A 25,975-nucleotide genomic window follows, 5' to 3' on the forward strand; every position below is an offset into this window, starting at 1 on the left:
TCTTTAAGTACAAGTTTTTTAGGATTGATTTTACGAAATGACAGGTGCTGCATGCTAATTACGGGTGCAATCATTAAACCTGTTCACTGCTACTGATGCTACTTTTTGATTTTCTGTACCCGCATCAGATCGTCTGTTGCCTGAAGGATTTTGTTTTTCAAGATAGGATTGTAGTCAGGGTTAGATTTCCAGAACGCTGCAAGGATTTTAGCAGCTTCTGGCGATGAGTATTGTCCTAGGGTCGCAGCTATCCACCTTTTAGGAAAGAAGATGTCTCCTGTTTTCTGAATGTCTTCCAGAAGTTGTAAGGCTAGTGGGAGGTACACGATCGCTGCTTCCTGGCGCAAAGGATGATGAATATAGCCGCAGGCGGAAAGTACCCAGGACTCTTTTTCACGCATACTTGCCCTAGCAAAAGACTGGAAAAGTGTGGCACGTTCACCCTCATTTTGTGATAAAGCCGGCAAGAGAAAATCAAAGCGGGCCAGCTTGTCAGGGTTGCTAATTCTACTCCTTTCCTCAGTCAGTATTTCATCTGATTTGGAATGGCCGTAAAGAGCCAGATCCATTGCTAGGCTGGTGAAATTGTCCGGGTTTAGTTTCAGGTCTTTGATTTTATGACCTTTCTTCCAGACTTTATACAAACGCTCCTGTCCGGCAGGAGAATAGGCAATTCCGCTATAAAGCGCGAAGATCGTTTTCTTCAAGTTAGTTGGAAGATCCTGATGCAATTGATTCCAAAGTTGCTTTTCCAAGGCAGGTAAAACTTGTTTACGTTGCTCTTTTGTGAGGTAGTTCCAGAAAATACTGTTGAGTTCTCCAGAAATCAAGCGTGCAAGAATCTCATTTTGCTCTGCAGCAATTCCTTTTTGGAAAGTTTCAAAAGCCAGAATTGGAGCAATATTACCTGATAGGGTGTTTTCATATAGGTTGATGTAAGACTGTCCTCGCATCACCTCGTCTTTCAAAGATGAGATGTTTATCAATGATGATTGATCTATAGGAAAAACGCCATATCCTAAGCCATTGCTATTGTAAAGAATGGCTGTAGGTTGTTTCTCGCCTATTGCTTCTTTCAGATCCAGCGTTTTATCTTCCATCGCCACTGAAAAGGTTTTAATCCCGTCTTTATAGAAAAAGGAAATGTCGAAAAGCTGGGGCCAAACTTTATCCGATCCATCTTCTGCTTTTTGTGTGATCACAAAGGAGCTGATTGTCCCGTCTTCACCAAGTTCTATTTTGTCTGAAAGAATAGGTCTGCCGGATTGATTTACCCAGACTTCGCTCCATTGCTGAAGGTTTATTTCTGTATTTTCATCCAAAATCTCAACAAGGGCATTCCAGTCTGCATTTCCATTTGCGTAGGTCTTGATGTATTGCTGTATGCCTTTCTGAAATTCCTTTTCCCCCATGGCGGTTTCCAGCTGTCTCATCATGATGGGGGCTTTGTCATAGATGATGCTACCATATAATGAGCCAGCGTCCTTCAGATTGGTTAAATTCTGTCGAATTGGGTTGGTTCCTTTGGTGCGGTCTTCTCCATAAGCGGAAGGGTAGTGATTGGTAAGAAAAGAAAGCTCGTGATTGATCTCGGGATATGTGGGGTTGACAAGTTTCCCGGCCATGAAATTTGCAAAAACCTCTTTCATCCAAACGTCCTCAAACCAATCCATGGTCACCAGATCCCCGAACCACATGTGGGCCGTTTCATGTCCTATCAGTTTTGCTCTGCTGAGCAATTGGGAATCGGTAGCATTTTCATCCAGAAAAAGTGAGGATTCCCGGTACTGAATAGCTCCCACATGCTCCATTCCCCCGTATTGGAAAATGGGAATGGTGGCAAAATCGAGTTTTTGAAATGGGAAAGGGTAAGCAGTGTACTCCTCCAAAAAGTCCTTAGCTTTTTGATGTAACCTGAAAAGCTCAGGGATGCTAGCTGCAATTTTTTCAGGGTTGGTTTCCCGGTAAAGCATTTTCTGTGGGAAATCAGCGGTTACTTCCGCTTCTTCAAATTTTCCGGCCACAAAAGAAAATAGGTAGGTGCTCATTAAGTCAGACTTAGCAAACTGGTGAGCAGTAAGTTCACCATCCTGAGAGGAATCTATTATTGGTGCACTAGCCAGGACTTTCCACGTGTTGGGTGCGGATAGGGTCAAGGTGTAGTTGGCTTTCAGATTGGGTTGATCAAAACAAGGGAATAGCGTGCTGGCCCGATCGGGGACTAGCAGGGTATAGAGAAAGTCCTCATTTCGGTTTAGAGAAAGTTCTCCAGCGATGAATTCAATTGAAATAGAGTTAAGTCCTTGAAGTAAAGCGGTCTTTGGAATGACCAAATGCTGATTTCTATGATCAATAGGTGTGGCGGTACCGTTTACGATTAGTGATTTTAGATTCTTAGAATTTTCATTGAAATCCAAAATCAAGGGGTGGGTAAGGTCAGAAATTTTGACTTCTAGGGTCAAACTTGCAGGTATAGGATCAGCTTTCTTCTCCGGGATTTTAAAGTTTAGCTGATAATGAATGTCGGATACCTGGTGTTTTCTAAACTTCGCCAAGTCTACTGAAATACCGGCATCATAAAAGTGCTCGTCCGAGACGGATTGTTGGCAAGCGCTTGCTAAAATCAAAATGCAAAAGATCAAGAGCAGGTTTTTCATGCTCAAGAATCTGGATTTACGAGTAGATAAACAAGTTTTTTCCTTTCTGCGGAGGTATGAAGTTATAGTCTGGTCACGTCTGACTTTTTGATGTAGGCGCTCTTGTTTTTCCAATCCACTTCATACCAGATGTCTTTGCTTGACTTGATGTGTACTCGGTGCCCGGGCTCTACTTGATCCACTAGGTCCCCACCAGCAGAGGGCTTGCTTACTATGTAGGTAGGGCTGCTAGTGATAAGGCCGGTTTTTGGACCATTTAGAAAATTATTGGCCAGAAAAGTAAGGACTAATAACATGAGGGTAGGCCAGTAAGTTTGTTTTTTGTCTTCCTTCCTACCTGTCCACCAGATGGCAATAATAGATATCAGCAAGAAGAAGGCCAGCGTACCTACGATGTAGTCCTGGTATTCAGTAAGAAAAATAAAGAAGCGTTGGCCATCACTTACTTCATAACCTACAAGTTGATTTTGACCGGTCAGGCTTTTGATTTTTGTAATCACTTGAGGGTTTGGCGAGATGTCATAATACTTGGTGAGGTAGAGTGTGGCCTGCTCATGATCTCCTATGCCTTCAGTGATAAATGCCATTTTGAGGAGCATAGCAGGAGAATAGATGCCATCCTCGAAGTTGGATGAATAAATTTCCATGGCTTCTTTGTAGCTCCTTTGGTCAAACAAAGAATCTGCTTTTTCTAGGCTGATTGCATCTGCTTGACAATGAATACTTTGCAAGGATATTGATAAAAATATCAAAAGTTTTGTAAGAAAGATTGATTTCACGTTTGGCATTTAAGAATTGTCCTCTTATTTTTGCAGTCCAATTACGGTAATGATCTGGCAAAAAGCAAGGCCAAGAAGTCGATTTGAAAAGTTTTTAACTGATAAAAAGCAGTTAAAATTTCTGAAAATTTTCAGAAAAAATGATTCCTTAGCTCAGCTGGTAGCGCATCCCGATTTTGATCGGGAGGATCCTGGTTTTGAGTCAAAGAATAGATCTTACAGTGAAAAAAGCTTCACTGTTGTTAATAAAAAAATGATTCCTTAGCTCAGCTGGTAGAGCATCCCGATTTTGATCGGGAGGGTCCTGGTTTCGAGTCAAAGAATAGATCTTACAGTGGAAAAAGCTTCACTGTTGTTAATAAAAAAAATGATTCCTTAGCTCAGCTGGTAGCGCATCCCGATTTTGATCGGGAGGGTCCTAGTTTCGAGTCAAAGAATAGATCTTACAGTGGAAAAAGCTTCACTGTTGTTAATAAAAAAAATGATTCCTTAGCTCAGCTGGTAGAGCAATACACTTTTAATGTATGGGTCCTGGGTTCGAGCCCCAGAGGGATCACTTGGTGATTACAATAAGGGAAGGGCGAGAAGCCTGTCCCGATAAGACGTAGCAAAGCGAGTCGAATCGGGAAGCCCAAAAGGGATCACAGAGTTTAACTTGCAAGGAGTTAAAAAGAAAGTTTCGGGGTGTAGCGTAGCCCGGTATCGCGCCACATTTGGGATGTGGAGGTCGTAGGTTCGAATCCTGCCACCCCGACTTTAAAAAATCTTGTATCGCCGAATAAAATGTTATTTGGTATAGTTTATTGGAGTTATTGGTAAGCCTGTTAGGTAATCAATAACAATTAGAATAATTAACTTCAAGGAGTTAAAAAGAAAGTTTCGGGGTGTAGCGTAGCCCGGTATCGCGCCACATTTGGGATGTGGAGGTCGTAGGTTCGAATCCTGCCACCCCGACTTTGTTTTACCGTTGTGAGATCTTCACGATCGAGCAATAATTTATCCAGGTCCTGTAGCTCAACTGGATAGAGCAACTGCCTTCTAAGCAGTAGGTTTCAGGTTCGAGTCCTGACAGGATCACTATTTGAAAAGCGGAATAACGTTCCGCTTTTTATTTTAAAGGTAGTGATGATTCCTTAGCTCAGCTGGTAGCGCATCCCGATTTTGATCGGGAGGGTCCTGGTTTCGAGTCAAAGAGTAGATTTTACAGTGGAAAAAGCTTCACTGTTGTTAATAATAAATGATTCCTTAGCTCAGCTGGTAGCGCATCCCGATTTTGATCGGGAGGGTCCTGGTCTCGAGTCAAAGAGTAGATCTTACAGTGGAAAAAGCTTCACTGTTGTTAATAGTAAATGATTCCTTAGCTCAGCTGGTAGCGCATCCCGATTTTGATCGGGAGGGTCCTGGTTTCGAGTCAAAGAGTAGATTTTACAGTGGAAAAAGCTTCACTGTTGTTAATAATAAATGATTCCTTAGCTCAGCTGGTAGCGCATCCCGATTTTGATCGGGAGGGTCCTGGTTTCGAGTCAAAGAGTAGATTTTACAGTGGAAAAAGCTTCACTGTTGTTAATAAAAAAATGATTCCTTAGCTCAGCTGGTAGAGCATCCCGATTTTGATCGGGAGGGTCCTGGTTTCGAGTCAAAGAATAGATTTTACAGTGGAAAAAGCTTCACTGTTGTTAATAGTAAATGATTCCTTAGCTCAGCTGGTAGAGCAATACACTTTTAATGTATGGGTCCTGGGTTCGAGCCCCAGAGGGATCACAAGAGAGCAGTCCAAATGGGCTGCTTTTCTTATTTTTAGTCAAATCTATGCTGATATGGCAACACTTTACATACTTTTTTCCAACAGGCTAAACAAATACTATGTTGGTGCATGTACGGACTTAGAAAGACGTTTGCGTGAGCATAATATTGGTCACTCAAAATTTACGGCAACGGGTATTCCCTGGCGTGTAGTCTATACGGAAACATTTGATGATCTAAAGTCGGCGAAGCGCCGAGAATCCTACATAAAGAGGATGAAGTCTAGACAATATATTGAATCTCTGATCAGCTCAGCTCAGTAGAGCATCCCGATTTTGATCGGGAGGGTCCTGGGTTCGGGCCCCAGAGGGATCACTTGGTGATTATAATAAGGGAAGGGCGAGAAGCCTGTCCCGATAAGACGTAGCAAAGCGAGTCGAATCGGGAAGCCCCAGAGGTATCACTTGATAATTATAATAGGGGAAGGGCGAGAAGCCTGTCCCGATAAGACGAAGCAAAGCGAGTCGAATCGGGAAGCCCCAGAGGGATCACTTGGTGATTATAATAAGGGAAGGGCGAGAAGCCTGTCCCGATAAGACTTAGCAAAGCGAGTCGAATCGGGAAGCCCCAGAGGGATCACAAGAGAGCAGTCCAAATGGGCTGCTTTTCTTATTTTTAGGCTAATTTATAAATCCTCTATTACGAAAAAGGCATAAAAAAACCTCCAATTCGGAGGTTTTTGATTGTTGTGAAACACATGTCAAAGTTTTTGGATCATTACATTTTTGAAATGAACCAAATCGCCATGGTCTTGGAGTGCAATTCTTCCTTTTTTGAAGGTGCCGAAGCCTGGCATGTCCTTGAATTTACTGTCAGCAATTAATGCTTCCCATTCTGGAGTCCACAGGGTAGTCTTCACCAAGGTGCTGCCATTGAGTTTCATCTCTAGTTCTCCGTCATTTACGATGATTTCAGCTTGATTCCATTCTCCCCAAGGTTTTGCAGTTTCTTCACTGCTGACTATTAGGTCATAAAGGTCTCCTGCTCTGTGGCTGATATTCTTGGCATCTGGGTGGCCATCATTGTCCACTATCTGCATTTCCATACCTGTATAGTAGGTCTGCTGGTACTCTGGGGATTCATGTACTAAGAATATTACACCACTATTGCCATTTTCTGAAATTTTCCAATCGTATTTGAAATGGAAGTTTTCATACTCATCGTTGGTTACTAAATCTCCTCCATCGCCTTCGCCCCATTGGTCTTTGTTTTCAGCATCCAGATATACTACACCTTCATCATCAATTTTCCAGGCATTCCCAACTTCTTTTCCACCGTATTTATGCCAGTGATCGAAGTTTTTCCCTTCAAAAAGATTAATCCAATCTTCTTTATTTTCTGCGCTGCTGGCCTCAGACTCCAGTTCCTCAGTGACCTGCTCTAGGGCTTTTTCACTAGAACAAGCCCCTAAGCTAGCCGCCAGAATTACAGCTGCTAAGAATTGCTTCTTCATTGCTTACTTCTTCAGTAATAGTACATAGCTCACCATATCTTTGGCGTCTTCCATGCTAAGATTCGGGTGTGCCGGCATAGGTACCTCTCCCCAAACTCCTACACCTCCGTTGATTACCTTATCAGCGAGCATATTGATGTTTTCCTCAGTGGTTTCATACTTTGCCGCTACATCAGCATAAGAAGGTCCTACGATTTTTCGCTCCACCATATGACAGGTGGTACAGTCGGAAGTTTTTAGTTTAGCAAGTCCCTTAATATAGATTGGGTCGTCCTTATACTTTTCTTCCAAGCTGATTTCCTTTTCTGGAGCCGGAGTTTCAGCTACTGGAGCTGAAGTGGTAGTTTCTGTTGATTTTTCTCCTCCGCCACAGGCGAAAGCTAAACCGGCAATTGCAACAAATGCCAGATTCAAAGGTTTAATCGTTTTCATTGTTTCTATTATAGTAAGTAATTAGATTCCTAGTATTTTTTTATTGAATGCTTCATCAGCTCCAGTTCCAGCAAAATCATCAAATGCCTTCTCTGTCACTCGGATGATATGTGAATCGATGAATGGGGCCCCTTCTGCGGCACCTTGCTCTGGATGTTTGATAGCGCATTCCCATTCCAGAACGGCCCATCCGTCGAAATTGTACTGCGAAAGTTTGCTAAAAATTCCGCTAAAATCAACTTGTCCATCTCCTAAAGATCTAAAACGGCCTGCTCGTTCTACCCATCCCTGATAGCCTCCATACACGCCCTGCTTACCGCTAGGGTTGAATTCTGCATCTTTAACGTGGAACATTTTGATTCTTTCGTGGTAAATATCAATGAATTGAAGGTAATCTAGACACTGTAGTACAAAGTGACTTGGGTCATAGAGTATGTTTGCTCTTTGGTGACCTTTTACCTTATCTAGAAACATTTCAAATGTTACTCCATCATGCAAATCTTCGCCTGGATGGAGTTCATAGCACACATCCACGCCATATTTGTCAAATTCATCCAAGATTGGCACCCATCTTTTTGCGAGTTCGTCAAAGCCTGTGTCCACTAGTCCAGCAGGTCGCTGTGGCCAAGGATACACGGTATGCCACATCAGGGCTCCGGAGAAGGTCGCGTGTGCGGTCAGCCCTAGGTTATGCGAAGCTTTAGCAGCGTACTTTAATTGTTGGATTGCCCAGTCAGTTTTGCCTTGGAGGTCACCTTTTAAGTTTGCTGGCGCAAAGCCATCAAATAGTTCATTATAGGCAGGGTGTACCGCTACAAGCTGGCCTTGGAGGTGGGTGGAAAGCTCGGTGATTTCCAATCCTGCTTCCTTCACAGTGCCTGCAATTTCATCTGCATAAGTCTTGCTTTCTGCGGCTTTTTGAAGGTCTATCATGCGGCCATCCCAAGAAGGTATCTGCACCCCTTTGTAGCCCAGATCAGCCATATAGTTACAGATGTTCTTCAGGTTGTTAAACGGCTCGCTGTCGTCAATAAATTGTGCGAGAAAAATTGCAGGGCCCTTAATACTTTTCATGTTTTTAGGTGTTTTTAGGTTTGATAATTTATTTTTCAACTTTAAATGGAGTCCATTTTTGATCGGACTCATTACTCTTCAGGACATGATCTATAAATGCCATCCCCCGGATCCCATCTTCAATTCCCGGATAGTCCTCCCATTCAGGTTTTGGAGTCTCTCCAGCACGGTCTGCATAGATGCATCTGGCAAAATTCCTGTAAAGGTTAGCAAAAGCTTCCACATATCCTTCAGGATGGCCTGCTGGAGTTCTGGTATTTTCCTGTGCCAGGGATCCCAGGTAGCCAGTCCCGGCTCTTAATATTTGATCAGGGGATTCTGGCCAAGTAGCAATCAGGGTGTTGTTTAACTCTTGCTGCCATTCCAGGCCTCCTTTTTCCCCGTAAATTCGGATTTTCAAATTGTTCTCTGCTCCAGTATCGGTTTGTGAGGCCATTAAAACCCCTGATGCACCATTTTCAAATCTCAACAGCACCACTCCGTCATCATCTATGGGCCTGCCCGCTACCTTAATATACAGGTCAGCGCAAAGTGCTTTGACTTTTTCTCCCGACACATACTCTGCCAAATGAAATGCATGGGTGCCTATATCTCCCATACAGCCCGCCAGTCCGTTTCTGTTGGGGTCAGTCCGCCACTCGGCTTGCTTGTTGTTTTCAGATTCCAGCAGTTTCCACAGCCAGCCTTGAGGGTACTCTACATACACTTTTCTCACTTTGCCGATTTTGCCCTCAGCGATCATCTGTTTGGCCTGCTTGATCATCGGATATCCCGAGTAGGTATGAGTCAAAAGAAAGCGCTTATCTGAGGCCTTGACAATAGGATAAAGCGCTTTAGCTTCCTGGTAGTTCAGCGTCAAAGGTTTGTCCAGTGCTACATGAAAACCCTTTTCAAGTGCTTTTACTGTAGGGTCAAAGTGAACGTTGTTGGGTGTGACTATTGCCACTACATCCATTCGCTCTGATTCCGGTAATTCCAGCTCTTTGGTAAACATCTCATCGTAATTTGCATAAACACGGGAAGGGTCAAGCATTAATTCCTCTCCTCTTTGTCTGGATTTTTCGGGATTGGAGCTGAAAGCACCAGCTACCAATTCGAACATTCCATCCATCAGTGCACCATTAAGGTGAATAGCTCCAATAAAAGATCCAGGGCCTCCTCCGATGAGCCCTAGTTTCAGTTTTTTAGAAATAGACATGGCGTATTTTTATATTCAGGTTTAATTCTTTGAATTAATTGAATCCCCGTGTAAAAACCTGCTCACCGGATGGAAAATGATGAAATAATTGATTAGTAGCCGAATCTGGATATAAATGGCTTTTGGCAAGCATGATTCCTTTCACAGTTTGGGGATCCAAAATCGCTGCCTAAAATACAGCAAAAAGAGTAGAATCTAAAGTGGAAATAGGGTTCCCTTTGGGATAGTGCCGTCAGAAGGACCTTGCGCGTATTGGGTGATTAAATCAGCAGCTCTCTTATACTTCTACCTACCATTCCTGTTTCAATATCCCAAATAGCTAGATTCCTGTTGGTATTTCCGTGATGGTTTTCTTACTTTTCATCGCCCTTTTCAATAATTGACAAATTATAACTTAAAAATAAACTCCAATGACCAAACCTATTAACCCTGGCCGAAGAGAATCCTTCAAAAAGGTTCTTTTGGGTGGGGCTGCACTGGGCAGTCTCACCTCTTTTGACTCCAAAGAAGAAAAACCCTACCAATTAAAAGGAAATATAACCCATGGCGTATGCCACTGGTGCTTTCGGGAAAACTATACAATAGAAGAACTTTGCATTGAAGCCAAGAAGATAGGTATAAAAGGCATTGACCTGATAGGACCGGACAACTGGGCCATCCTGAAGAAACATGGGATAGATTCATCCATGTGCAATGGTGCCGAGCTAGGATTGACAGATGGTTTTGGAGAGGTGAAATTTCACGAGCAGCTCATCAAGAACTACACTGAAATGATTCCTAAAGTAGCAGATGCAGGTTACAAAAATCTGATCTGTTTTTCTGGCAATAGAAGAGGAATGGATGACGAGACTGGACTTGAAAACTGTCAAAAAGGCCTGGAAAAGCTTATTCCTTTGGCAGAGCAACACGGAGTTATACTTCAAATGGAGTTGCTCAATAGCCGGGTAAACCACAGAGATTACCTCTGCGATAAGTCTGCCTTTGGAGTGGAGCTATGCAAGCGTCTGGGCAGTGATAATTTCAAGCTACTCTTTGATATTTACCACATGCAGATCGATGAGGGAGACCTCGTAAGGAGTATCAGGGATAATCATCAGTACTTTGGGCATTACCATACCGCTGGAAATCCTGGACGAAATGAATTGGATGAAAATCAGGAGATTTACTACCCAGCTGTCATGAAAGCCATCGTAGAGTCAGGCTTTAAGGGATATGTTTCCCACGAATTCATACCAAGGTCAGCAGATAAGATGGCCTCTCTGAGGCATGCTGTAGAAGTCTGCGACGTATAAAAATATTAACTTAAATACCATAATTTATGGCAAATCAAGCTTATGACGCTATTGTGGTCGGATCCGGAATCAGTGGAGGATGGGCCGCAAAGGAGCTGACAGAAAAAGGGCTAAAAGTATTGCTTCTCGAAAGAGGGCCTATGGTGAAACATGTGGAGGATTATAAAACCGCAACCCTTCCACCCTGGGAGGTTCCGCACAGAGGCAGGAGAACTCAGGAGATGTTGGAAAATCACCCGAATTTGAGAAGAGACTACGTACTCAATGAACTGAACCTGGACTGGTGGGCACATGAGGATGAATCACCCTATGTAGAAGAAAAACCATTTACATGGTTTAGAGGGTATCAGGTAGGAGGGCGATCCCTTCTTTGGGGAAGACAGTCTTATAGATGGTCTGACCTGGATTTTGAGGCTAATGCCAAAGAAGGTATAGCAGTAGATTGGCCTATTCGCTACAAGGATATCGCCCCTTGGTATTCTTATGTAGAGAAATTTGCCGGTGTATCTGGGTCCAAAGATGGACTGGATGTTTTGCCAGATGGTGAATTTATGCCTCCTATGCCCATGAACTGTGTGGAAAAGGATGCTGCAGCACGGATCAAAGACCACTATAAAGGTGCGAGAACTTGGACCATCGGGCGACCAGCCAATATTACCCAGCCGCTTCCAGGACGTCCGGGCTGTCAGTATAGAAGCAAGTGTTCACTGGGATGTCCTTTTGGAGGGTATTTCAGTACCCAAGCTTCTACTTTACCTGCTGCTGAGGCTACCGGAAACTTGACTTTAAGACCATGGTCTATAGTGCGCAGGGTGATTTATGATAAGGATACGCAAAAGGCCACAGGTGTAGAGGTGCTGGATGCAGAAACCAATCAGACCATTGAGTATGATGCTAAAATCGTATTTCTATGTGCTTCCGCTTTCAATTCCACAGCTATACTCATGAGATCAGCTACAGATATCTGGCCGGGTGGATTGGGTAGTAGCTCTGATGAATTAGGGCATAATGTCATGGATCACCACTTCAGATTGGGAGCCAGTGGTACCATGGAAGGCTATGAAGATAAATATTACTTTGGTCGAAGACCTACAGGACTGTATATCCCGAGGTTCCGAAATGTACATGGGGATAAGCGAGATTACCTACGCGGATTTGGTTATCAGGGCGGGGCAAGTAGGAGCGGCTGGAGCCGTGACGTAGCTGAGCTTAATTTCGGAGCACCTATGAAGGATGCACTGACTAAACCGGGACCTTGGTCCATGGGCATCACTGCATTTGGAGAGATTCTACCTTATCATGACAATACGATCAAGTTTAGCGATACGGTGAAAGATAAGTGGGGCATGGAAGCCCTAGTGATGAATGCAGAGATCAAGGAAAATGAGCAGAAAATGCGCAAAGACATGATGGACGATGCCGCCGAAATGCTGGAAATCGCCGGATTCAAAAACGTTAATTCATGGGATGCCGGCTACACTTTTGGCCAGGGGATCCATGAGATGGGGACAGCGAGAATGGGAAGAGATCCTAAAACCTCTGTATTGAACGGCAATAACCAAGTGTGGGAAGCAAAAAATGTCTTCGTGACTGATGGAGCTTGCATGACTTCTGCCTCTGCGGTGAACCCTTCGCTTACCTATATGGCTTTGACAGCCCGGGCAGCTGATTTTGCTGTGAGTGAACTGAAAAAAGGAAATCTATAATCTAAACCAAGGAAACCATGACAATGAATAGAAGAGATGCATTGAAAAGCGTAGCCCTAATGATGGGCGGGACTATGGTGGGAGCCAGTGCGCTGCTGTCTGGCTGTTCTCCTGAGCATCAGATTGAAGGGCTTAACTTTGGCCCGGATGACATTGCTTTTTTGGATGAACTGGGAGATACGATTATCCCGGAGACAGATACCCCAGGTGCCAAAGCTGCCGGAATCGGCCCCTTTATGGTAATGATGGTGAAGGATTGCTATGATGCGGAGCAGCAAAAGACCTTTGTGGATGGGCTGAATACCATCAGAAAGGACTTTAAATCAGAACATGGCAAAGACTTCGTGGGAGCACCGGCAGAAGAACGACTTTCCTATCTGAACGGAATGTACGAGAAATACAAAGCCAGTGGAGACAGCCGAGATCCTCAAGTCATCAATATGCTAAGAGATCTTACTGTTTTGGGATATTTCTCCTCGGAAATAGGAGCTACTCAGGCGCTGAACTTTGTGGAGACGCCGGGCAGATTTGACCCATGTATTCCTTGGTCAGATTCGGACAAAGCCTACGCGATTTAACTTTGAATTAAACTACCTTAATTATTGAGAAAAATTAAGGAGCAAAACACTATGAACAATAACAGAAGAAAATTTCTACAAGTGAGTGCCCTGCTAGGAGCAGGTGCTTTTTTACCGACGGGCTTAGTCTCAGCTGCTGAGTCATTTGCCAAGCTGAAAAAGTTTGGGATACAGCTTTATTCTGTCAAAGAAGATATGGCCAAGGATGCCGCCGGCACCATGCGCAAACTGGCAGGATTCGGATACAAGCAATTTGAAGGTTTTGATGGAGGTAAAGGAATTCTATGGGGGATGAGTCCGGCAGAATGCAAGGATTTACTCAAGGATACCGGAGTAGACTTCATCTCATCCCATGCCAATGTATTCAAAGACCTAGATGCCCAGGCCGAGCAGGCAGCAGAGGTGGGGATGAAGTATTTGATTTGTCCATATATAGGGGCGCAGAAGACGGTGGATGATTGGAAGAAAATAGCAGATCGATTCAACGATGCCGGTAAAACGCTGAAGAAGCATGGGCTGAAGTTTGCCTATCATAACCATGCCTACACTTTCGAAAAGCTAGACGGACAGCTTCCTCAGGATATTTTGATGAATAATACGGATCCGAAATTGGTGGATTTCGAACTGGATATGTACTGGGCTTATGTGGCAGGGTATGACCCATTGGCTTATGTGGCCAAATTCCCGGGAAGGTTTACTCTATGCCATGTGAAAGATGCAGAGGCTGCCGGAAGCGATGCCCATGATCGTGGAGTATTGCTAGGTAAAGGTGAAATCCCTTATGTGGATATCATCAAGCAGTCTAAGAAATATGGTATGGAATATTTTGTGGTAGAGCAAGAGAGATTTGTGAACACAAACCCACTAGAAGCAGCTGAGCGAAATGCCAGCTACCTTTCTAACCTTTCTCTGTAACCTTAAGAATCTGACGAAGGGAGCTGAAACTTACCTCTGAACAGTAATAGGTAAATGCTGATCGCTAGGATAAACAGCAAGGCAACTTCAAATTGTGACCAGAGTTTAGAGCGATTGATCACGATATTGGCCTTATTGATGAGTTTCTCCCCTTCATCCAATTGAATTTTGCTTAGCTCATCTAAATCTTGCTGGGCTAAGCTTATTTTTTCGTCATATTTTCTGACTTGAGTGGTGTTCACCCCTGCCGAATCGGTGTAAATGAGCGTGTAGTCCTGGATGTTTAGGTCATTTACAATGATGGATTTGAAGTCACTCAGGTAGGCCTTTTCCTGCGCCGTAAGTTTTGTTTTTTCAAAGGAATCCACGATGGATAGAATGCTTTTTTCATTATCCATGATCTGAGGGATCACGTCGTCATGATTGGCAGAAAGCTGGCAGTGATCTATTAATTTCTGAATGGTGAAAAGATGCTCCGAGATCTGAAAAATATATCCCTCCACGATCAACCGGTCATTGTACACCTCTTTGAAAGTATTGCTCATCCCCTCAAATGACCTCCTCTCCAATAGATTTTTGGCATATATAGCCAGTAGCAAACCGCCTACAATAAGCAATGCTGTCAATTTTCTTTTGGTGAATCCAGATCCATTCATTTCAGTAGGTTTTTACGCATGGGAATTGTTGCTTAGCGCTGGGGGTTTTGGTCATACACCCGCACGTAATCCACCTCCATGCGCTGAGGCCAGATGTCAGTAGCTACGCCTTGTTGCCCTCCCCAACCTCCGCCCACTGCGATGTTAAGGATTAAATGAAAAGTCTGGTCAAATGGCCATTCCTTGTAGTCGCCACCGGTATTTTCAAAAGTGAAGTACTTTTTCCCGTTAATAAAAAAGTCAATCTTTTCCGCAGTCCAGTCAATCGCAAATACATGAAAATCGGTATGAAAGTCCGGGATGAGTAGACTTCCTCCTTTCTGTGTACCAATGGTGTGATTGAAAGCCTCGGTATGGACGGTCCCATGTACTTTGCCGGGATCGTACCCTACATGCTCCATGATGTCTATTTCTCCGCTTTTGGGCCATCCTCCATAGGTGTTCTCGTCTGGCAGCATCCAGATCGCGGGCCAGGTACCGCGTCCTTCCGGTAGCTTGGCTTTTACTTCCACATAGCCATATTTCCAAGATGCGTTTCCTTTGGTTACCAAGCGGGCTGAAGTGTATCCCTTGGGACGGGTAGAGTCTGCTCTTGCCTCTATGATCAAAATTCCCCTTTCTATTCGGGCATTTTTAAGGTCATTCTGTGTATAATATTCCAGTTCTTCATTTCCCCAACCATGGTCTCCCACATCGTAATTCCAATGATTAGGGTCAGGCAGCCCCTCAGTATTAAACTCATCAGACCAAAGTAAACGGGCTTCCTGAGCCTGTATGCATGAGTTTATGCAGATGATGAAGGAAAAGAGAAATAGTAGCTGCTTCATTTTGGGTTGTTGTTGGAATGGGCTTTGCAATCCATAAAATAGTTAATGTAAAACCAAAACCACTATTATTATGGCAACTAACTTAAAATTAAAAGGAAACTGGAATATCCTGAAAGGTAAACTGAAAGAGAAGTACGGGGAATTGACCGATGATGATCTTGCTTATGTAGAAGGACAGGAAGATCAACTGCTGGGCAAAATCCAGAAACGTACTGGAGAAGCAGAGGAAACTATCAAGAAGGAATTCTTCGAAGAGTATTGATTTAGAATAAAAGGCGGCTTCGGTCGCTTTTTTTATATTCGCCTGATTAGAATTACATTTTTTCGCTGATTGGATTTATCAGAATGCTTAACTTGAGACCAAGAAATAAACCCAAAATTCATGGCCTTTTATCATAGACTGGGGGAAATCCCTCCCAAAAGACACACTCAATTCAGACAGCCCGACGGCTCTCTTTATAAAGAAGAGCTGGTCAGTTCCAAGGGCTTTTCCGGTATTTACTCCACCCTGTATCACATCCATAATCCAAATGCAGTGAAATCCATTGGAGAACCTGTGCCTTTCCGCTGCGAAGTCGCCCAGGAGCATGGCTTAAACCAGACTCACCTCAAGACTTCCGGTGTGGAATTTACCGGTGAGGATTACTTGTCATCCCGGCGTATGCTTATGATGAATGGAGATGTGATGATGGGAATCTGCGCTCCGAAGCAAAGGAAGATGGATTACTTTTTTAAAAATGCAGATGGAGATGAATTGATCTATGTGCATGATGGAGAAGGGGTATTGTACTCGCAGTTTGGCAAGCTGGAGGTGAGGAAGGGAGATTATATTGTGATTCCACGCACCACCATATATAGATTTGAATTCAGTGAAAAAGGTGCGCTCAGGCTGTTGATCATTGAATCGCATGGACCTATTGAGACTGTCAAGCGGTATAGAAATGAAGTAGGACAGCTACTGGAGCATTCGCCGTACTGTGAGCGGGATATACGCCCACCTCATGAGCTTCATATCGAAGAGGAAAAGGGCGAGTATTTGGTGCAGATCAAAAAGCAGGGCATGCTTCACCAATACGCCTATGAGCATAGTCCATTAGATATAGTGGGCTGGGATGGATACCTGTATCCTTATGCGCTTTCTATTTACGATTTCGAGCCCATCACCGGGAGGATTCATCAGCCCCCGCCGGTGCATCAGACTTTTCAGGCAGGCGGTTTTGTGATTTGTTCATTTGTTCCCAGACTATTTGATTATCATCCTCTGGCTATACCTGCACCTTATAATCACTCTAATATTGACTCCGATGAGGTTCTTTACTATGCTGAGGGCGAATTTATGAGTAGAAAAGGAATAGATCGAGGTTCCTTTACCATTCATATGGGAGGCTTGCCGCATGGGCCACATCCAGGGACGGTGGAGAAATCCATCGGAGCGAAATCTACCGATGAGTATGCCGTTATGCTGGATACTTTCAGACCGCTCCAAATCACCACTGATGCCTTGGAGTTTGTGGACGAAAACTATCCGATGAGTTGGACAGAGTAGAGTTATGCCTACTTGCTCCGATCAGATCAAACCTCTGGCTCGCTGTAAGATATTGGAAGGCCATTTTTACCAAGATTTCTACGCCTTTGATTTAGCAGCTTAAAACACTGACCGGACTAAAAAAGCAAAGGGGCTGTCTCAACAGGTTTCTTGGTGTCTGCCTGAGGGAAGTCGAAGGTTATTTCCTATAAATTAGGATACATTTCGACTTTCCTCAAGGTAGCTAGCTATACTTTTGAAACAGCCCCTTTTGGATTTTAATAGACTTAGAGTTGCTTAATCCGTGATTTCCAAAATAGGTTGTCCTGTAGCACCACTTGGAAGCTTGATGTCTAGCAACATGGACACCGTAGGAGCTATATCTGTAATCGTGATATAGCGTGAGGTTTGTCCTGCCTTTACATTCCATCCATAAAACAAAATCGGAACATGGGTGTCATAGGTATAGCCGGAACCATGAGTAGTGCCAGTAGGTCCTGAGCCAGATAGCCAGCTAGATTCCAGAATGATCATCAGGTTGCCAGAGGCTTTTTGATTGTACCCCATTTGTACCAGGTGTGGTCTTCCCTTCGCAAAGAATGAATTTCTCATTGCCGATGAAGTATAAATCTCTTTGATTCCGTCAAATCTCAAAAGGAAATGTGCCAAAGCATTTTCCATATCTGCTAGGGAGATCCCTTTTTCTAAAATATAGGGTTCATTTAGGAAGATCTGATCATTGGAGATGTTTTTGACCCATTCCCCCGGTCCATAATTTTTGATCAGAAAATCATTTGTTTCACTTTTTACTTGCCCGCTATTCAGGTATCCACCCGGCATATTCATGCTTTGCATTAGGGAAGGAATGTCGGCTACTGCATGGTCTGCAGTCAAGAAAACCAGGTATTCCCCTTTGCCATAATTTTCATCCAAGTAATCCAAAAGCCTTTTTATCTCCTGATCCAGCCTGAGGTAGGTGTCTTCCAGTTCTCTGGAGGTAGGACCAAATCTGTGACCTACATAATCTGTAGAAGAGAAGCTCAGAGCTAGGAAATCCGTTTCCTCGCCCATTCCCATTTTTTCCCCTTCCAGCGCAGCTAGCGCAAAGTCAAGTGTTAGTGAGTTGCCAAAAGGAGTAGAAGAAATCATGCCCAGACCTCCATTATTTTCTTGCAAAGCTGCTAGATCATAAGGAAAGGAGGGGGTGTCTTTTCCTGAAAATGCTGCTTCAAAGTCATTGTCATCAGCTATACTTTGGATGTAAGTGTCACCAGGGTAGAGTGTTTCCCAAGTCTGATTCAGATAGGAAGCAGGTTTGTTTTGCTCATTGAATTCCTTCACCCAGTCTGGTAGGGATTCATAGTAGTAAGTGGAAGTCATAAATTCACCATTGGCACCCTCATACCAATAAGCATCTCCAAGGTGTCCAGCCGGTAGGCTTGCTCCTCGGTCTTTGATTGCTACACCCACCACTTTGGATCTTTGATTGGTAGCCATGCGCAGTTCATCTGTGACTGTAGTGGACAGAAGGTTTCTAGGGCTGATTTCGCCTGATCTTGCTGTTCCCCCTACATTGCTTACGGTGCTGTCTTCTGCGCAGTAAATGGATTTTCCCAGCTCTTTCACGTACCAATTATTCCCGATAATGCCATGCGTGGAGGGAGTAGCTCCGGTGTATACGGATGCATGACCAGGTCCGGTGTAAGTAGGGATGTAGTTATAATGACCATTTTTGGCCATAAAGCCTTCGTTCATCAGGCGCTTAAATCCGCCCTCTTCATAGCGATCGTAATATTTGTGCAGGTATTCCTGGCGCATTTGATCTACCACTATGCCTACGATCAGTTTGGGTTTGTTTGCTCTGTTCTGCGCAAACAGATTGAAAAATACTAGCGTGAAAGCCAAAGTAAATATTCCTGTTCTTTTCATCTGGTTTTAATTGATTTTTTATGGCCACATAAGATAGCGCACCATGTTGAATCATCCCGGTGCGTGTCGTTTGTGACAAACTCGATTTCTTGTGTATAGCTTTTAATTGAGAAAGTAGCCCTCTTGGACTGGATTTAACCAGCTTGTCTTTCAGTTTTGTTCTTATAGCAAATTTTTATAGCCCAAAGATAGGGATAAGCTCCATTCGTAAAATTAAGACTTTGTTAAATGGTGAAAACAGCAGATCTTGAAAGTCTAAATTGAAATGAGCCTTATGAAATCGAGCCTGTCGATAAGGACACATTGAAGGATGGATATTTCCTTGGCGAGATTCCATATGACCACTAAAAATCAATTATAATTATATGAAATCAAGCATGACCCGAAGCGACACACAGAGGGATGATTATAATTCATGCGAAGATTCCATGTGACCTTAAAAAAAATTATAAACACATGAAAAAGTTAATCTGGACCTTGTTTTTGCTGAGTGTTTCAGCTACTGTTTTTGCCCAATCCTATTTCGAAGATGGCCTATCTGCGGATTGGCATAAAGAAAGAAGAGCTGAATTGCGAAAGTTAATGCCTGAAAATTCACTGGCGGTATTTTTCAACAATCCTGTGAAAAACCGAAACAATGACGTGGATTACATTTATCATCCAGACACGGACTTTTTTTACTTGACTGGTTTCCGCGAACCCAATGCGGTTCTGGTAGTCTTTTCTGAAATGAGGGAAGTCAACGGGGAAATGGTGGATGAGTTGATTTTCGTCCAAAACCGTGACCCCAGGGCAGAGCAGTGGAATGGCAAGAGGCTGGGAACTGAAGGAGTCATTGAGAAGCTGGGGATAAAAGGGGCATTGTTGAATTCTGAATTTGCCGAAAAATCAGGCATTAAGCTAGCTGATTTTGACAAGATTTTCACCTTCAGCCTGGCCGAAAACATAGAGGAAAGTTCTGCTAATAGTTCTTTGATAGCTATGGTGAATGATTTCAAAACCGCAACGGAATACCCGGATAACCTGAACGAAACCACCGCTCAGATCTACAACATGATCAAAAATTCTGATTTGGAAACTTCCGAGCGAGTGGCCCAGATGATTCAGCGCTATAGTCAGCAGTATCCGGAAATGGCAGATGATCCTGTGGTGAGCTCCTTTATGAATGCCGAGTCACCCGAGAAAAGAATGGTAGTCAAAGAGGAAATGTCTGAGCAAAAGCTGGATATTCTTTCCCTCGAACAGATGATGAATGAACTGCGTGGCATCAAGACCCAAGAGGAGATCGCCTTATTGAGAAAGGCCGTGAAAATATCGGCAATAGGCCAAGTGGAAGTGATGAAAGCAGCCAAAGTAGGGATGTCTGAGCGTGAGATCCAGGGCGTACATGAATTTATCTATAAGCGCTATGGAGCTGAGGAGCTGGGGTACCCATCCATCGTAGGTGGAGGACATAATGGATGTATTCTTCACTACATAGAAAATGATGAGCGGGACTTATCTGATCGGCTATTGCTGATGGACCTTGGCGCAGAGTGGCGGGGATATACCGCCGATGTGACCCGCACCATCCCGATTAACGGTAAATTTAATGAGGAGGAGCGGGCTATCTATGAGCTGGTATATCAGGCACAGGAAGCTGGAATAGCGATTGCAAAACCAGGGACTACCTTTCAGGAAATAGATGCTGCAGGTCGCAAAATTATCAATGAGGGACTGGCTAAGTTGGGAATCATAGAAAGTGGAGAAAGCCACATGTATTTTCCACATGGCACCAGTCATCACCTAGGGCTAGATGTGCATGACCGCGGAAATAGAGAGCCTCTGAAAGAAGGCATGGTGTTTACCATAGAACCTGGGATTTATATCCCTGAAGGCTCAGACTGTGACCCAAAATGGTGGGGTATAGCTGTGCGTATAGAAGATGATATTTTGATCACTTCTACAGGTAACGAAAACCTATCCGGAGATGCTCCCCGTACGGTAGCTGCTATAGAAGAGATGATGACCTATCCTAGTGTTCTGGAAGAGTGGGTGCTGCCGGAGATTGACTAATAGATGCTGTAAATCTCTCGCGGCGACGCGGTGGCGCAGCGGTCTTTTTAATTGAGGATGGAAAAGGTTGAAAATGAAATAGCTACTTTAATTCTAAATAAAGCATTCCTAATTCATCGGGAATTAGGTCCAGGCTTGTTAGAATCTATTTATGAAAGAGTCCTGATTCATGAATTGAAAAAGTCTGGACTTAAAGTAGCCAGTCAAGTATTCATCCCATTTAAATGGGATAACATCACTTTTGAAAATGGATATAGAGCGGATTTAATCGTCGAAGAAAAAGTGATTGTAGAGATTAAATCTGTTCAAGTATTAGCTCCAGTCCATGCGAAACAACTAATGACTTATCTGCGACTAACTAAACTGAAACTCGGTCTTCTATTGAATTTCAATGAAGCTCTGATGAAAGACGGAATCAAAAGGGTTGTAAATAACCTCTAGTCGCTAAAAACCCACTGCGTCGCCGCGCCGCCGCGAGAAAAGAGAGGCAGCTGGGGATTCCAATGAGGATAAACTGACCAATGGAATCAAAAGGGTGGTGAATGGACTTAAAGACGATTAAGGAAATTAGCTGTATGAAAAAAATACTTCTTCGAAAGCTATGAAATTGCGCCTTAGCGCCTTTGCGGGAGCTAAAAACCCACTGCGTCGCCGCGCCGCTGCGAAAAAAGAGAGTTAGGAGGGGATTCCAATGAGGATAAACTGACCGATGGAATTAAAAGGGTTGTCAATGGCTTGACTCCAAATTGAATTGCGCCTTAGTGCCTTCGCGGGAGTTAATAATCCACTGCGTCGCCGCGCCGCCGCGAGAAAAGAGAGTCAGGAGGGGATTTCAATGAGGATAAGTTGACCGATGGAATTAAAAGGGTTGTCAATGGCATGACGCCAAATTGAATTGCGCCTTAGCGCCTTCGCGGGAGCTATTAATCCACTGCGTCGCTGCGCCGCCGCGAGAAAAAAAGAGTCAGGAGGAGATTCCAATGAGGATAAACTGACCAATGGAATCAAAAGGGTGGTGAATGGACTTAAAGACGATTAATAAAATTAGCTGTATGAAAAAAATGCTTCTTCGAAAGCTATAAAATTGCGCCTTAGTGCCTTTGCGGGAGCTAAAAACCCACTGCGTCGCTGCGCCGCCGCGAGAAAAAGAGTCAGGAGGAGATTCCAATGCGGATAAGTTGACCGATGGAATTAAAAGGGTTGTCAATGGCATGACGCCAAATTAAATTGCGCCTTAGCGCCTTTGCGGGAGCTATTAATCCACTGCGTCGCTGCGCCGCCGCGAGAAAAAGCAGGATGCCGGAGACAAACTCCCCCTACTTACTCTTCAGATCACCCCGCTTGATCGATCGGATAAACTGACCCCATGCGAATGGATCCAGCAGTCTAAGCGGTCTTGGCCCATACAGATCTTGGTTTTGAAGCATTTGTGTCTGTTGGAAATAGCGGAAATTCTCATTGCTAGAGGCAGGCATAGACTCAGCCCAGCGCAGCAGCATTTCCGGGCTCATATTTGCTCTGGATATAGACATAGGATCTACCACGTTCATTGCGATCACTGCTTGTTTGAATTCCTCCTCAGTAGGATAGGGCATTACTTCCACTTCGGCCAGGGCGATTTCATCTACCTGCATGGTCAGGATCAAGCTGATCCGGTCATCCTCAACTTTTTGTGGAACTTTAAAAACTTGCCTTTTCAATCCTATAAAGCTAAAAACCACAGAATCACCCTCCAGCACAGGCATGGAGAAGTATCCGAACCGACCCGAACTGGTACCACGACCTTTGGTAGGCACATAAATGTTTACTCCTGCTACAGCATCAGTACTATCCGCATTAAGGATAATACCAGAAAGTTGGATTACTTTTTTATCCTGAGCATCTTGTGCTTTCGCTTGGGGGACAATGAAAAGCACTCCCAGGACAACTATGAATATGGCGTTAATGAGTAATGAATTCTTCACAAATTATATGACTTTAATAGAACAGCTGCTCTTTTATTCAAATGCGATATTACCCTAATTTCGCCTGATTTTTTATTTTACCCTCATAAACTGCGTTAAATCTTACAAATGCGCCTAAAAAACATCAGTTTAAACTACGGACTTAGAATCTTTAAGGCACTTTCCGAAGAGCCCAGGGTTAGGATATTCCACCTTTTGATGCTCAATAAAGAACTCTCAATTTCAGACTTTGAGCTTATTTTGGACTTTACGCAGACCAAGACCAGCAGACATTTGATTTACCTGAAAAATGCAGGTTTGCTCGGAAGCAAAAGAGTAGATCAATGGGTGTTTTATTACATTTTAGAAGAGTATATGGAAATCATTCAGCAGATTTTCAAGTTTATCCAAAAAGACCCAAGTCTGCTAAAAGATCAGGAAACCTTCGAAATCCTCAAGTCTAACCGCGAACTTGCCATTAATAAAATCCAAAACAATCAATACAGACGTTAATTTCCATTGAAAACTTACCAACACCTCTTTTTCGACCTGGATCACACACTTTGGGATTACGACAGAAATGTACAGGAGTCTCTTTCAGAGCTCTTCCTGCATTACAAACTCGAGGAATTAGGGGTGGCTACCTCCCAGCATTTTATAGATTCCTTTTATGCAGTGAATTTCAAACTTTGGTCTGCTTATGACAAAGGAGAACTGCAGAAAGAGGAACTTCGGACTACCCGCTTCCCGAGGATTTTTGCCCATGCAGGGGTGGTGGATGCGGTCATTCCAAATGAGTTTGAGCAGGATTTTATGCACAGAACTTCCAGCAAACCTCACCTTTTTCCGCATACTATTGCTATGCTGGATTATCTCAAGCCTAATTATAAACTACACGTCATTACCAATGGCTTTGATGAAAGTCAAGCCAAAAAAATGAAGTCATCGGGGCTGATTGATTACTTTGAGCTAGTGGTAACTTCGGAAACCACCGGGCATAAAAAACCCGATCCTAGGATTTTTCACTATGCTTTGGAGCAAGCTGGCGCAAAAAAGGAAAATAGCCTGATGATAGGCGATAACCCTATTTCTGATATCAAAGGTGCTCATGGCGCGGGTATAGACCAGGTGTTTTTTAATCCGCTCGGAAAATCAATAGATCTTATTCCAACTTACACAATCACACATTTAAGAGAACTGGAGGCCATTCTTTAGCAGATTGCGCTGTTAGTGTTTTCTAACAGTTAGTGGGTATACTTTTTAGAATGAAATCCCATTTTTGAGATACGATGGGGGCCTTAGCGAACTAGAATCCATTCTTTAGGGTTCTTTTGCTTCATATTTGCCTGCCAATAAAACCTTCTGGTTATCTTTGGCAAATCAGAAAAACATAACCCCAGATATTATGCTCAAAGGTTTTTTTAATGTACCAACTCCGGTAAACGAACCGGTAAAAGCTTATGCGCCCGGTAGCCCGGAGCGTGAGGAATTACAAGCTGCGCTGAAAGAAGCCAGATCTCAGCAAGTTGACGTGCCGATGTACATAGGTTCGGATGAAGTCCGAACTGGCAACACCCATAAAATGTCTCCTCCTCATGATCACCAGCACGTGTTGGGTCATTTTCATGAAGGAGATGCTTCTCACGTAGAGCAAGCGATAGACGCGGCCATGGGAGCGAAAGAGGCTTGGGAAAACCTGGCCTGGGAGCAAAGAGCGGCTATTTTCCTGAAAGCTGCAGATCTGATCGCTGGTCCATATCGTGCCAAAATCAATGCTGCGACCATGCTTGGTCAATCCAAAAATGCCATGCAGGCAGAGATCGACGCGGCATGTGAGTTTATCGACTTCCTGCGCTTCAATGTGCAATACATGACTGAAATCTATGCTCAGCAGCCTCCTGTTTCCGGTAATGGCGTTTGGAATAGATTAGAGCAGCGTCCACTCGAAGGTTTCGTTTTCGCATTGACTCCGTTCAACTTTACGGCGATTGCAGGTAACCTGCCTACTTCAGCGGCGATGATGGGAAATACTATCGTTTGGAAGCCGGCTTACACGCAGATTTATTCTGCGAATGTGCTGATGCAAGTGTTTAAAGAAGCAGGAGTTCCAGCTGGGGTCATCAACTTGATTTACGTAGATGGACCTACTGCAGGGGATGTTATCTTCAAGCATCCTGATTTCGCAGGGATTCACTTTACAGGTTCTACCGGAGTGTTTCAGACGATTTGGAAAACCATTGGAGAAAATATCCATAGCTATAAATCTTATCCAAGAATCGTAGGTGAGACCGGTGGAAAAGACTTTGTGATTGCGCATAAATCTGCCATTCCAAAAGCTGTGGCTGTGGGCCTTGCCCGTGGTGCTTTTGAATATCAAGGACAAAAATGCTCAGCTGCTTCCCGAGCTTACATTCCTTCCAATATTTGGGATGAAGTAAAAGAAAACTTGCTCGCAGATCTTGCCGATATGAAAATGGGCGGAACAGAAGACTTTACCAACTTCATCAATGCGGTGATTGACGAGAAGTCTTTCGATAAAATCGCCAAATACATAGATAATGCGAAAGCAAATCCAGCAGTGGAAATCATCGCCGGAGGAAATTACGACAAGTCCAAAGGTTACTTCATCGAGCCAACGGTGATCTTGACCCAAGATCCTATGTACACGACCATGTGCGAAGAAATCTTCGGTCCGGTGCTGACTATTTATGTGTATGATTCGGAGCGATTCGAAGAGGCATTGGAGTTGGTGGATCAGACTTCTCCATATGCGTTGACTGGAGCGATATTCTCACAGGATCGCTATGCGGTTGAATTGGCTACGACAAAGTTGCGAAATGCTGCGGGTAACTTCTACATCAACGATAAGCCGACAGGTGCGGTAGTAGGTCAGCAGCCATTTGGTGGAGCGAGAGCTTCCGGAACCAATGACAAAGCTGGTTCTATGATCAACTTGCTACGTTGGGTTTCTCCACGTACGATCAAGGAAACATTCGTTTCTCCGGAGGATTACAAATATCCATTCTTGGGAAGCGACCTTTGAGGTTTTTAAAACCTCGAAGGTCTAGTAAACTATTTCAAACCTTCGAGGTCTTAGAGACCTCAAAGGTTTTTTCAAGAGCCCCGGGGATTATTCCGGGGCTTTTTTAGTAT

General features: G+C 43.8%; 22 protein-coding genes and 5 tRNA genes. 17 read left to right on the plus strand and 10 right to left on the minus strand.

Features of this window, described 5'->3' with window-relative positions; genetic code table 11:
• Window positions 1–98 precede the first annotated feature (98 nt).
• Window positions 99–2,657 carry a M1 family metallopeptidase gene (locus tag PBT90_RS02095; RefSeq protein ID WP_270131298.1) on the minus strand — a complete coding sequence of 853 codons (2,559 nt, stop codon included), beginning with the start codon at window positions 2,655–2,657 and terminating at the stop codon, window positions 99–101.
• 62 nt (window positions 2,658–2,719) lie between these two features.
• Window positions 2,720–3,304, minus strand: a complete 585-nt coding sequence (locus PBT90_RS02100) for an SH3 domain-containing protein (protein WP_333482153.1) — start codon at window positions 3,302–3,304, stop codon at window positions 2,720–2,722.
• A gap of 615 nt (window positions 3,305–3,919) precedes the next feature.
• Between PBT90_RS02100 and PBT90_RS02105 the strand changes: the two genes are divergently transcribed.
• From PBT90_RS02105 to PBT90_RS20425, 6 genes are all read left to right on the plus strand, one after another.
• Window positions 3,920–3,992, plus strand: a tRNA-Lys gene (locus tag PBT90_RS02105).
• 124 nt (window positions 3,993–4,116) lie between these two features.
• A tRNA-Pro gene (locus PBT90_RS02110) sits at window positions 4,117–4,190 on the plus strand.
• Between the two features lie 126 nt (window positions 4,191–4,316).
• Window positions 4,317–4,390: transfer RNA gene (locus tag PBT90_RS02115), tRNA-Pro, on the plus strand.
• Window positions 4,391–4,439: 49 nt separating this feature from the next.
• Window positions 4,440–4,513 (plus strand) — tRNA-Arg (locus PBT90_RS02120).
• 611 nt (window positions 4,514–5,124) lie between these two features.
• Window positions 5,125–5,197: transfer RNA gene (locus tag PBT90_RS02125), tRNA-Lys, on the plus strand.
• Window positions 5,198–5,253: 56 nt separating this feature from the next.
• Window positions 5,254–5,502, plus strand: coding sequence for a GIY-YIG nuclease family protein (locus tag PBT90_RS20425; RefSeq protein ID WP_396127657.1), 249 nt, complete (start codon window positions 5,254–5,256; stop codon window positions 5,500–5,502).
• Between the two features lie 437 nt (window positions 5,503–5,939).
• Here PBT90_RS20425 and PBT90_RS02130 read toward each other — a convergent pair whose 3' ends face one another.
• Genes PBT90_RS02130 through PBT90_RS02145 form a run of 4 tightly spaced genes read right to left on the minus strand, consistent with a single transcriptional unit; the run spans window position 5,940 to window position 9,396 of the window.
• Window positions 5,940–6,692 carry a DUF1080 domain-containing protein gene (locus PBT90_RS02130; RefSeq protein WP_264808697.1) on the minus strand — a complete coding sequence of 251 codons (753 nt, stop codon included), beginning with the start codon at window positions 6,690–6,692 and terminating at the stop codon, window positions 5,940–5,942.
• Between the two features lie 3 nt (window positions 6,693–6,695).
• Entirely contained in the window at window positions 6,696–7,124 is a 429-nt protein-coding gene (locus PBT90_RS02135; protein ID WP_264808698.1) for a c-type cytochrome, read from the minus strand.
• A 21-nt stretch (window positions 7,125–7,145) separates the two neighbouring features.
• Window positions 7,146–8,198, minus strand: coding sequence for a sugar phosphate isomerase/epimerase family protein (locus tag PBT90_RS02140; protein ID WP_270131302.1), 1,053 nt, complete (start codon window positions 8,196–8,198; stop codon window positions 7,146–7,148).
• Window positions 8,199–8,226: 28 nt separating this feature from the next.
• Window positions 8,227–9,396, minus strand: coding sequence for a Gfo/Idh/MocA family protein (locus tag PBT90_RS02145; RefSeq protein WP_270131304.1), 1,170 nt, complete (start codon window positions 9,394–9,396; stop codon window positions 8,227–8,229).
• A 410-nt stretch (window positions 9,397–9,806) separates the two neighbouring features.
• Here PBT90_RS02145 and PBT90_RS02150 point away from each other — a divergent pair, with 410 nt between their 5' ends.
• From PBT90_RS02150 to PBT90_RS02165, 4 genes are read left to right on the plus strand one after another with little or no spacing between them, the layout of a single operon-like run.
• Window positions 9,807–10,688, plus strand: coding sequence for a hydroxypyruvate isomerase family protein (locus PBT90_RS02150; protein ID WP_264808701.1), 882 nt, complete (start codon window positions 9,807–9,809; stop codon window positions 10,686–10,688).
• Between the two features lie 26 nt (window positions 10,689–10,714).
• The gene (locus tag PBT90_RS02155; RefSeq protein ID WP_264808702.1) at window positions 10,715–12,394 is read left to right on the plus strand and encodes a GMC oxidoreductase; all 1,680 of its coding nucleotides are present in this window, start codon (window positions 10,715–10,717) and stop codon (window positions 12,392–12,394) included.
• 17 nt (window positions 12,395–12,411) lie between these two features.
• Complete coding sequence (locus PBT90_RS02160; protein ID WP_264808703.1) at window positions 12,412–12,972, plus strand: gluconate 2-dehydrogenase subunit 3 family protein; 561 nt, start codon at window positions 12,412–12,414, stop codon at window positions 12,970–12,972.
• A 24-nt stretch (window positions 12,973–12,996) separates the two neighbouring features.
• Window positions 12,997–13,887: a sugar phosphate isomerase/epimerase family protein gene (locus tag PBT90_RS02165; protein WP_270131307.1), complete on the plus strand. Its 891-nt coding sequence runs from the start codon at window positions 12,997–12,999 to the stop codon at window positions 13,885–13,887.
• A gap of 2 nt (window positions 13,888–13,889) precedes the next feature.
• Here PBT90_RS02165 and PBT90_RS02170 read toward each other — a convergent pair whose 3' ends face one another.
• Together PBT90_RS02170 and PBT90_RS02175 are read right to left on the minus strand one after the other, a co-directional pair.
• A complete protein-coding gene (locus tag PBT90_RS02170) occupies window positions 13,890–14,543 on the minus strand; it encodes an MCP four helix bundle domain-containing protein (RefSeq protein ID WP_270131309.1) in 654 nt (217 codons plus the stop codon).
• Between the two features lie 32 nt (window positions 14,544–14,575).
• Window positions 14,576–15,370 carry a glycoside hydrolase family 16 protein gene (locus tag PBT90_RS02175; protein ID WP_264808706.1) on the minus strand — a complete coding sequence of 265 codons (795 nt, stop codon included), beginning with the start codon at window positions 15,368–15,370 and terminating at the stop codon, window positions 14,576–14,578.
• A 70-nt stretch (window positions 15,371–15,440) separates the two neighbouring features.
• On the opposite strand from PBT90_RS02175, the gene PBT90_RS02180 reads away from it, so the two are divergent.
• Both PBT90_RS02180 and PBT90_RS02185 read left to right on the plus strand, forming a co-directional pair.
• Window positions 15,441–15,632 (plus strand): CsbD family protein, encoded by a 192-nt coding sequence (locus PBT90_RS02180; RefSeq protein ID WP_264808707.1) that lies wholly within the window; start codon window positions 15,441–15,443, stop codon window positions 15,630–15,632.
• A gap of 120 nt (window positions 15,633–15,752) precedes the next feature.
• Window positions 15,753–16,916: a homogentisate 1,2-dioxygenase gene (locus tag PBT90_RS02185; protein ID WP_270131312.1), complete on the plus strand. Its 1,164-nt coding sequence runs from the start codon at window positions 15,753–15,755 to the stop codon at window positions 16,914–16,916.
• A 276-nt stretch (window positions 16,917–17,192) separates the two neighbouring features.
• On the opposite strand, the gene pafA is transcribed toward PBT90_RS02185, so the two are convergent.
• Complete coding sequence (pafA, locus tag PBT90_RS02190) at window positions 17,193–18,824, minus strand: alkaline phosphatase PafA (RefSeq protein ID WP_270131314.1); 1,632 nt, start codon at window positions 18,822–18,824, stop codon at window positions 17,193–17,195.
• A gap of 456 nt (window positions 18,825–19,280) precedes the next feature.
• Between pafA and PBT90_RS02195 the strand changes: the two genes are divergently transcribed.
• Both PBT90_RS02195 and PBT90_RS02200 read left to right on the plus strand, forming a co-directional pair.
• Complete coding sequence (locus PBT90_RS02195) at window positions 19,281–20,879, plus strand: aminopeptidase P family protein (RefSeq protein WP_270131317.1); 1,599 nt, start codon at window positions 19,281–19,283, stop codon at window positions 20,877–20,879.
• Between the two features lie 57 nt (window positions 20,880–20,936).
• The gene (locus tag PBT90_RS02200) at window positions 20,937–21,320 is read left to right on the plus strand and encodes a GxxExxY protein (RefSeq protein WP_264808711.1); all 384 of its coding nucleotides are present in this window, start codon (window positions 20,937–20,939) and stop codon (window positions 21,318–21,320) included.
• An 875-nt stretch (window positions 21,321–22,195) separates the two neighbouring features.
• Here PBT90_RS02200 and PBT90_RS02205 read toward each other — a convergent pair.
• Window positions 22,196–22,801, minus strand: a complete 606-nt coding sequence (locus PBT90_RS02205; RefSeq protein ID WP_396127664.1) for a carboxypeptidase-like regulatory domain-containing protein — start codon at window positions 22,799–22,801, stop codon at window positions 22,196–22,198.
• Between the two features lie 150 nt (window positions 22,802–22,951).
• Here PBT90_RS02205 and PBT90_RS02210 point away from each other — a divergent pair, with 150 nt between their 5' ends.
• The 3 genes from PBT90_RS02210 to pruA all read left to right on the plus strand — a co-directional run bounded on the left by PBT90_RS02210 (window position 22,952) and on the right by pruA (window position 25,865).
• A complete protein-coding gene (locus tag PBT90_RS02210) occupies window positions 22,952–23,335 on the plus strand; it encodes an ArsR/SmtB family transcription factor (RefSeq protein WP_192348425.1) in 384 nt (127 codons plus the stop codon).
• Window positions 23,336–23,341: 6 nt separating this feature from the next.
• Window positions 23,342–24,037 carry a YjjG family noncanonical pyrimidine nucleotidase gene (locus PBT90_RS02215; protein ID WP_264808713.1) on the plus strand — a complete coding sequence of 232 codons (696 nt, stop codon included), beginning with the start codon at window positions 23,342–23,344 and terminating at the stop codon, window positions 24,035–24,037.
• Between the two features lie 190 nt (window positions 24,038–24,227).
• Window positions 24,228–25,865 carry an L-glutamate gamma-semialdehyde dehydrogenase gene (gene pruA / locus PBT90_RS02220; RefSeq protein ID WP_264808714.1) on the plus strand — a complete coding sequence of 546 codons (1,638 nt, stop codon included), beginning with the start codon at window positions 24,228–24,230 and terminating at the stop codon, window positions 25,863–25,865.
• Window positions 25,866–25,975: the final 110 nt, after the last annotated feature.

This window comes from Algoriphagus sp. TR-M9 (assembly GCF_027594545.1).
GTDB classification, from domain to species: Bacteria; Bacteroidota; Bacteroidia; order Cytophagales; family Cyclobacteriaceae; genus Algoriphagus; species Algoriphagus halophytocola.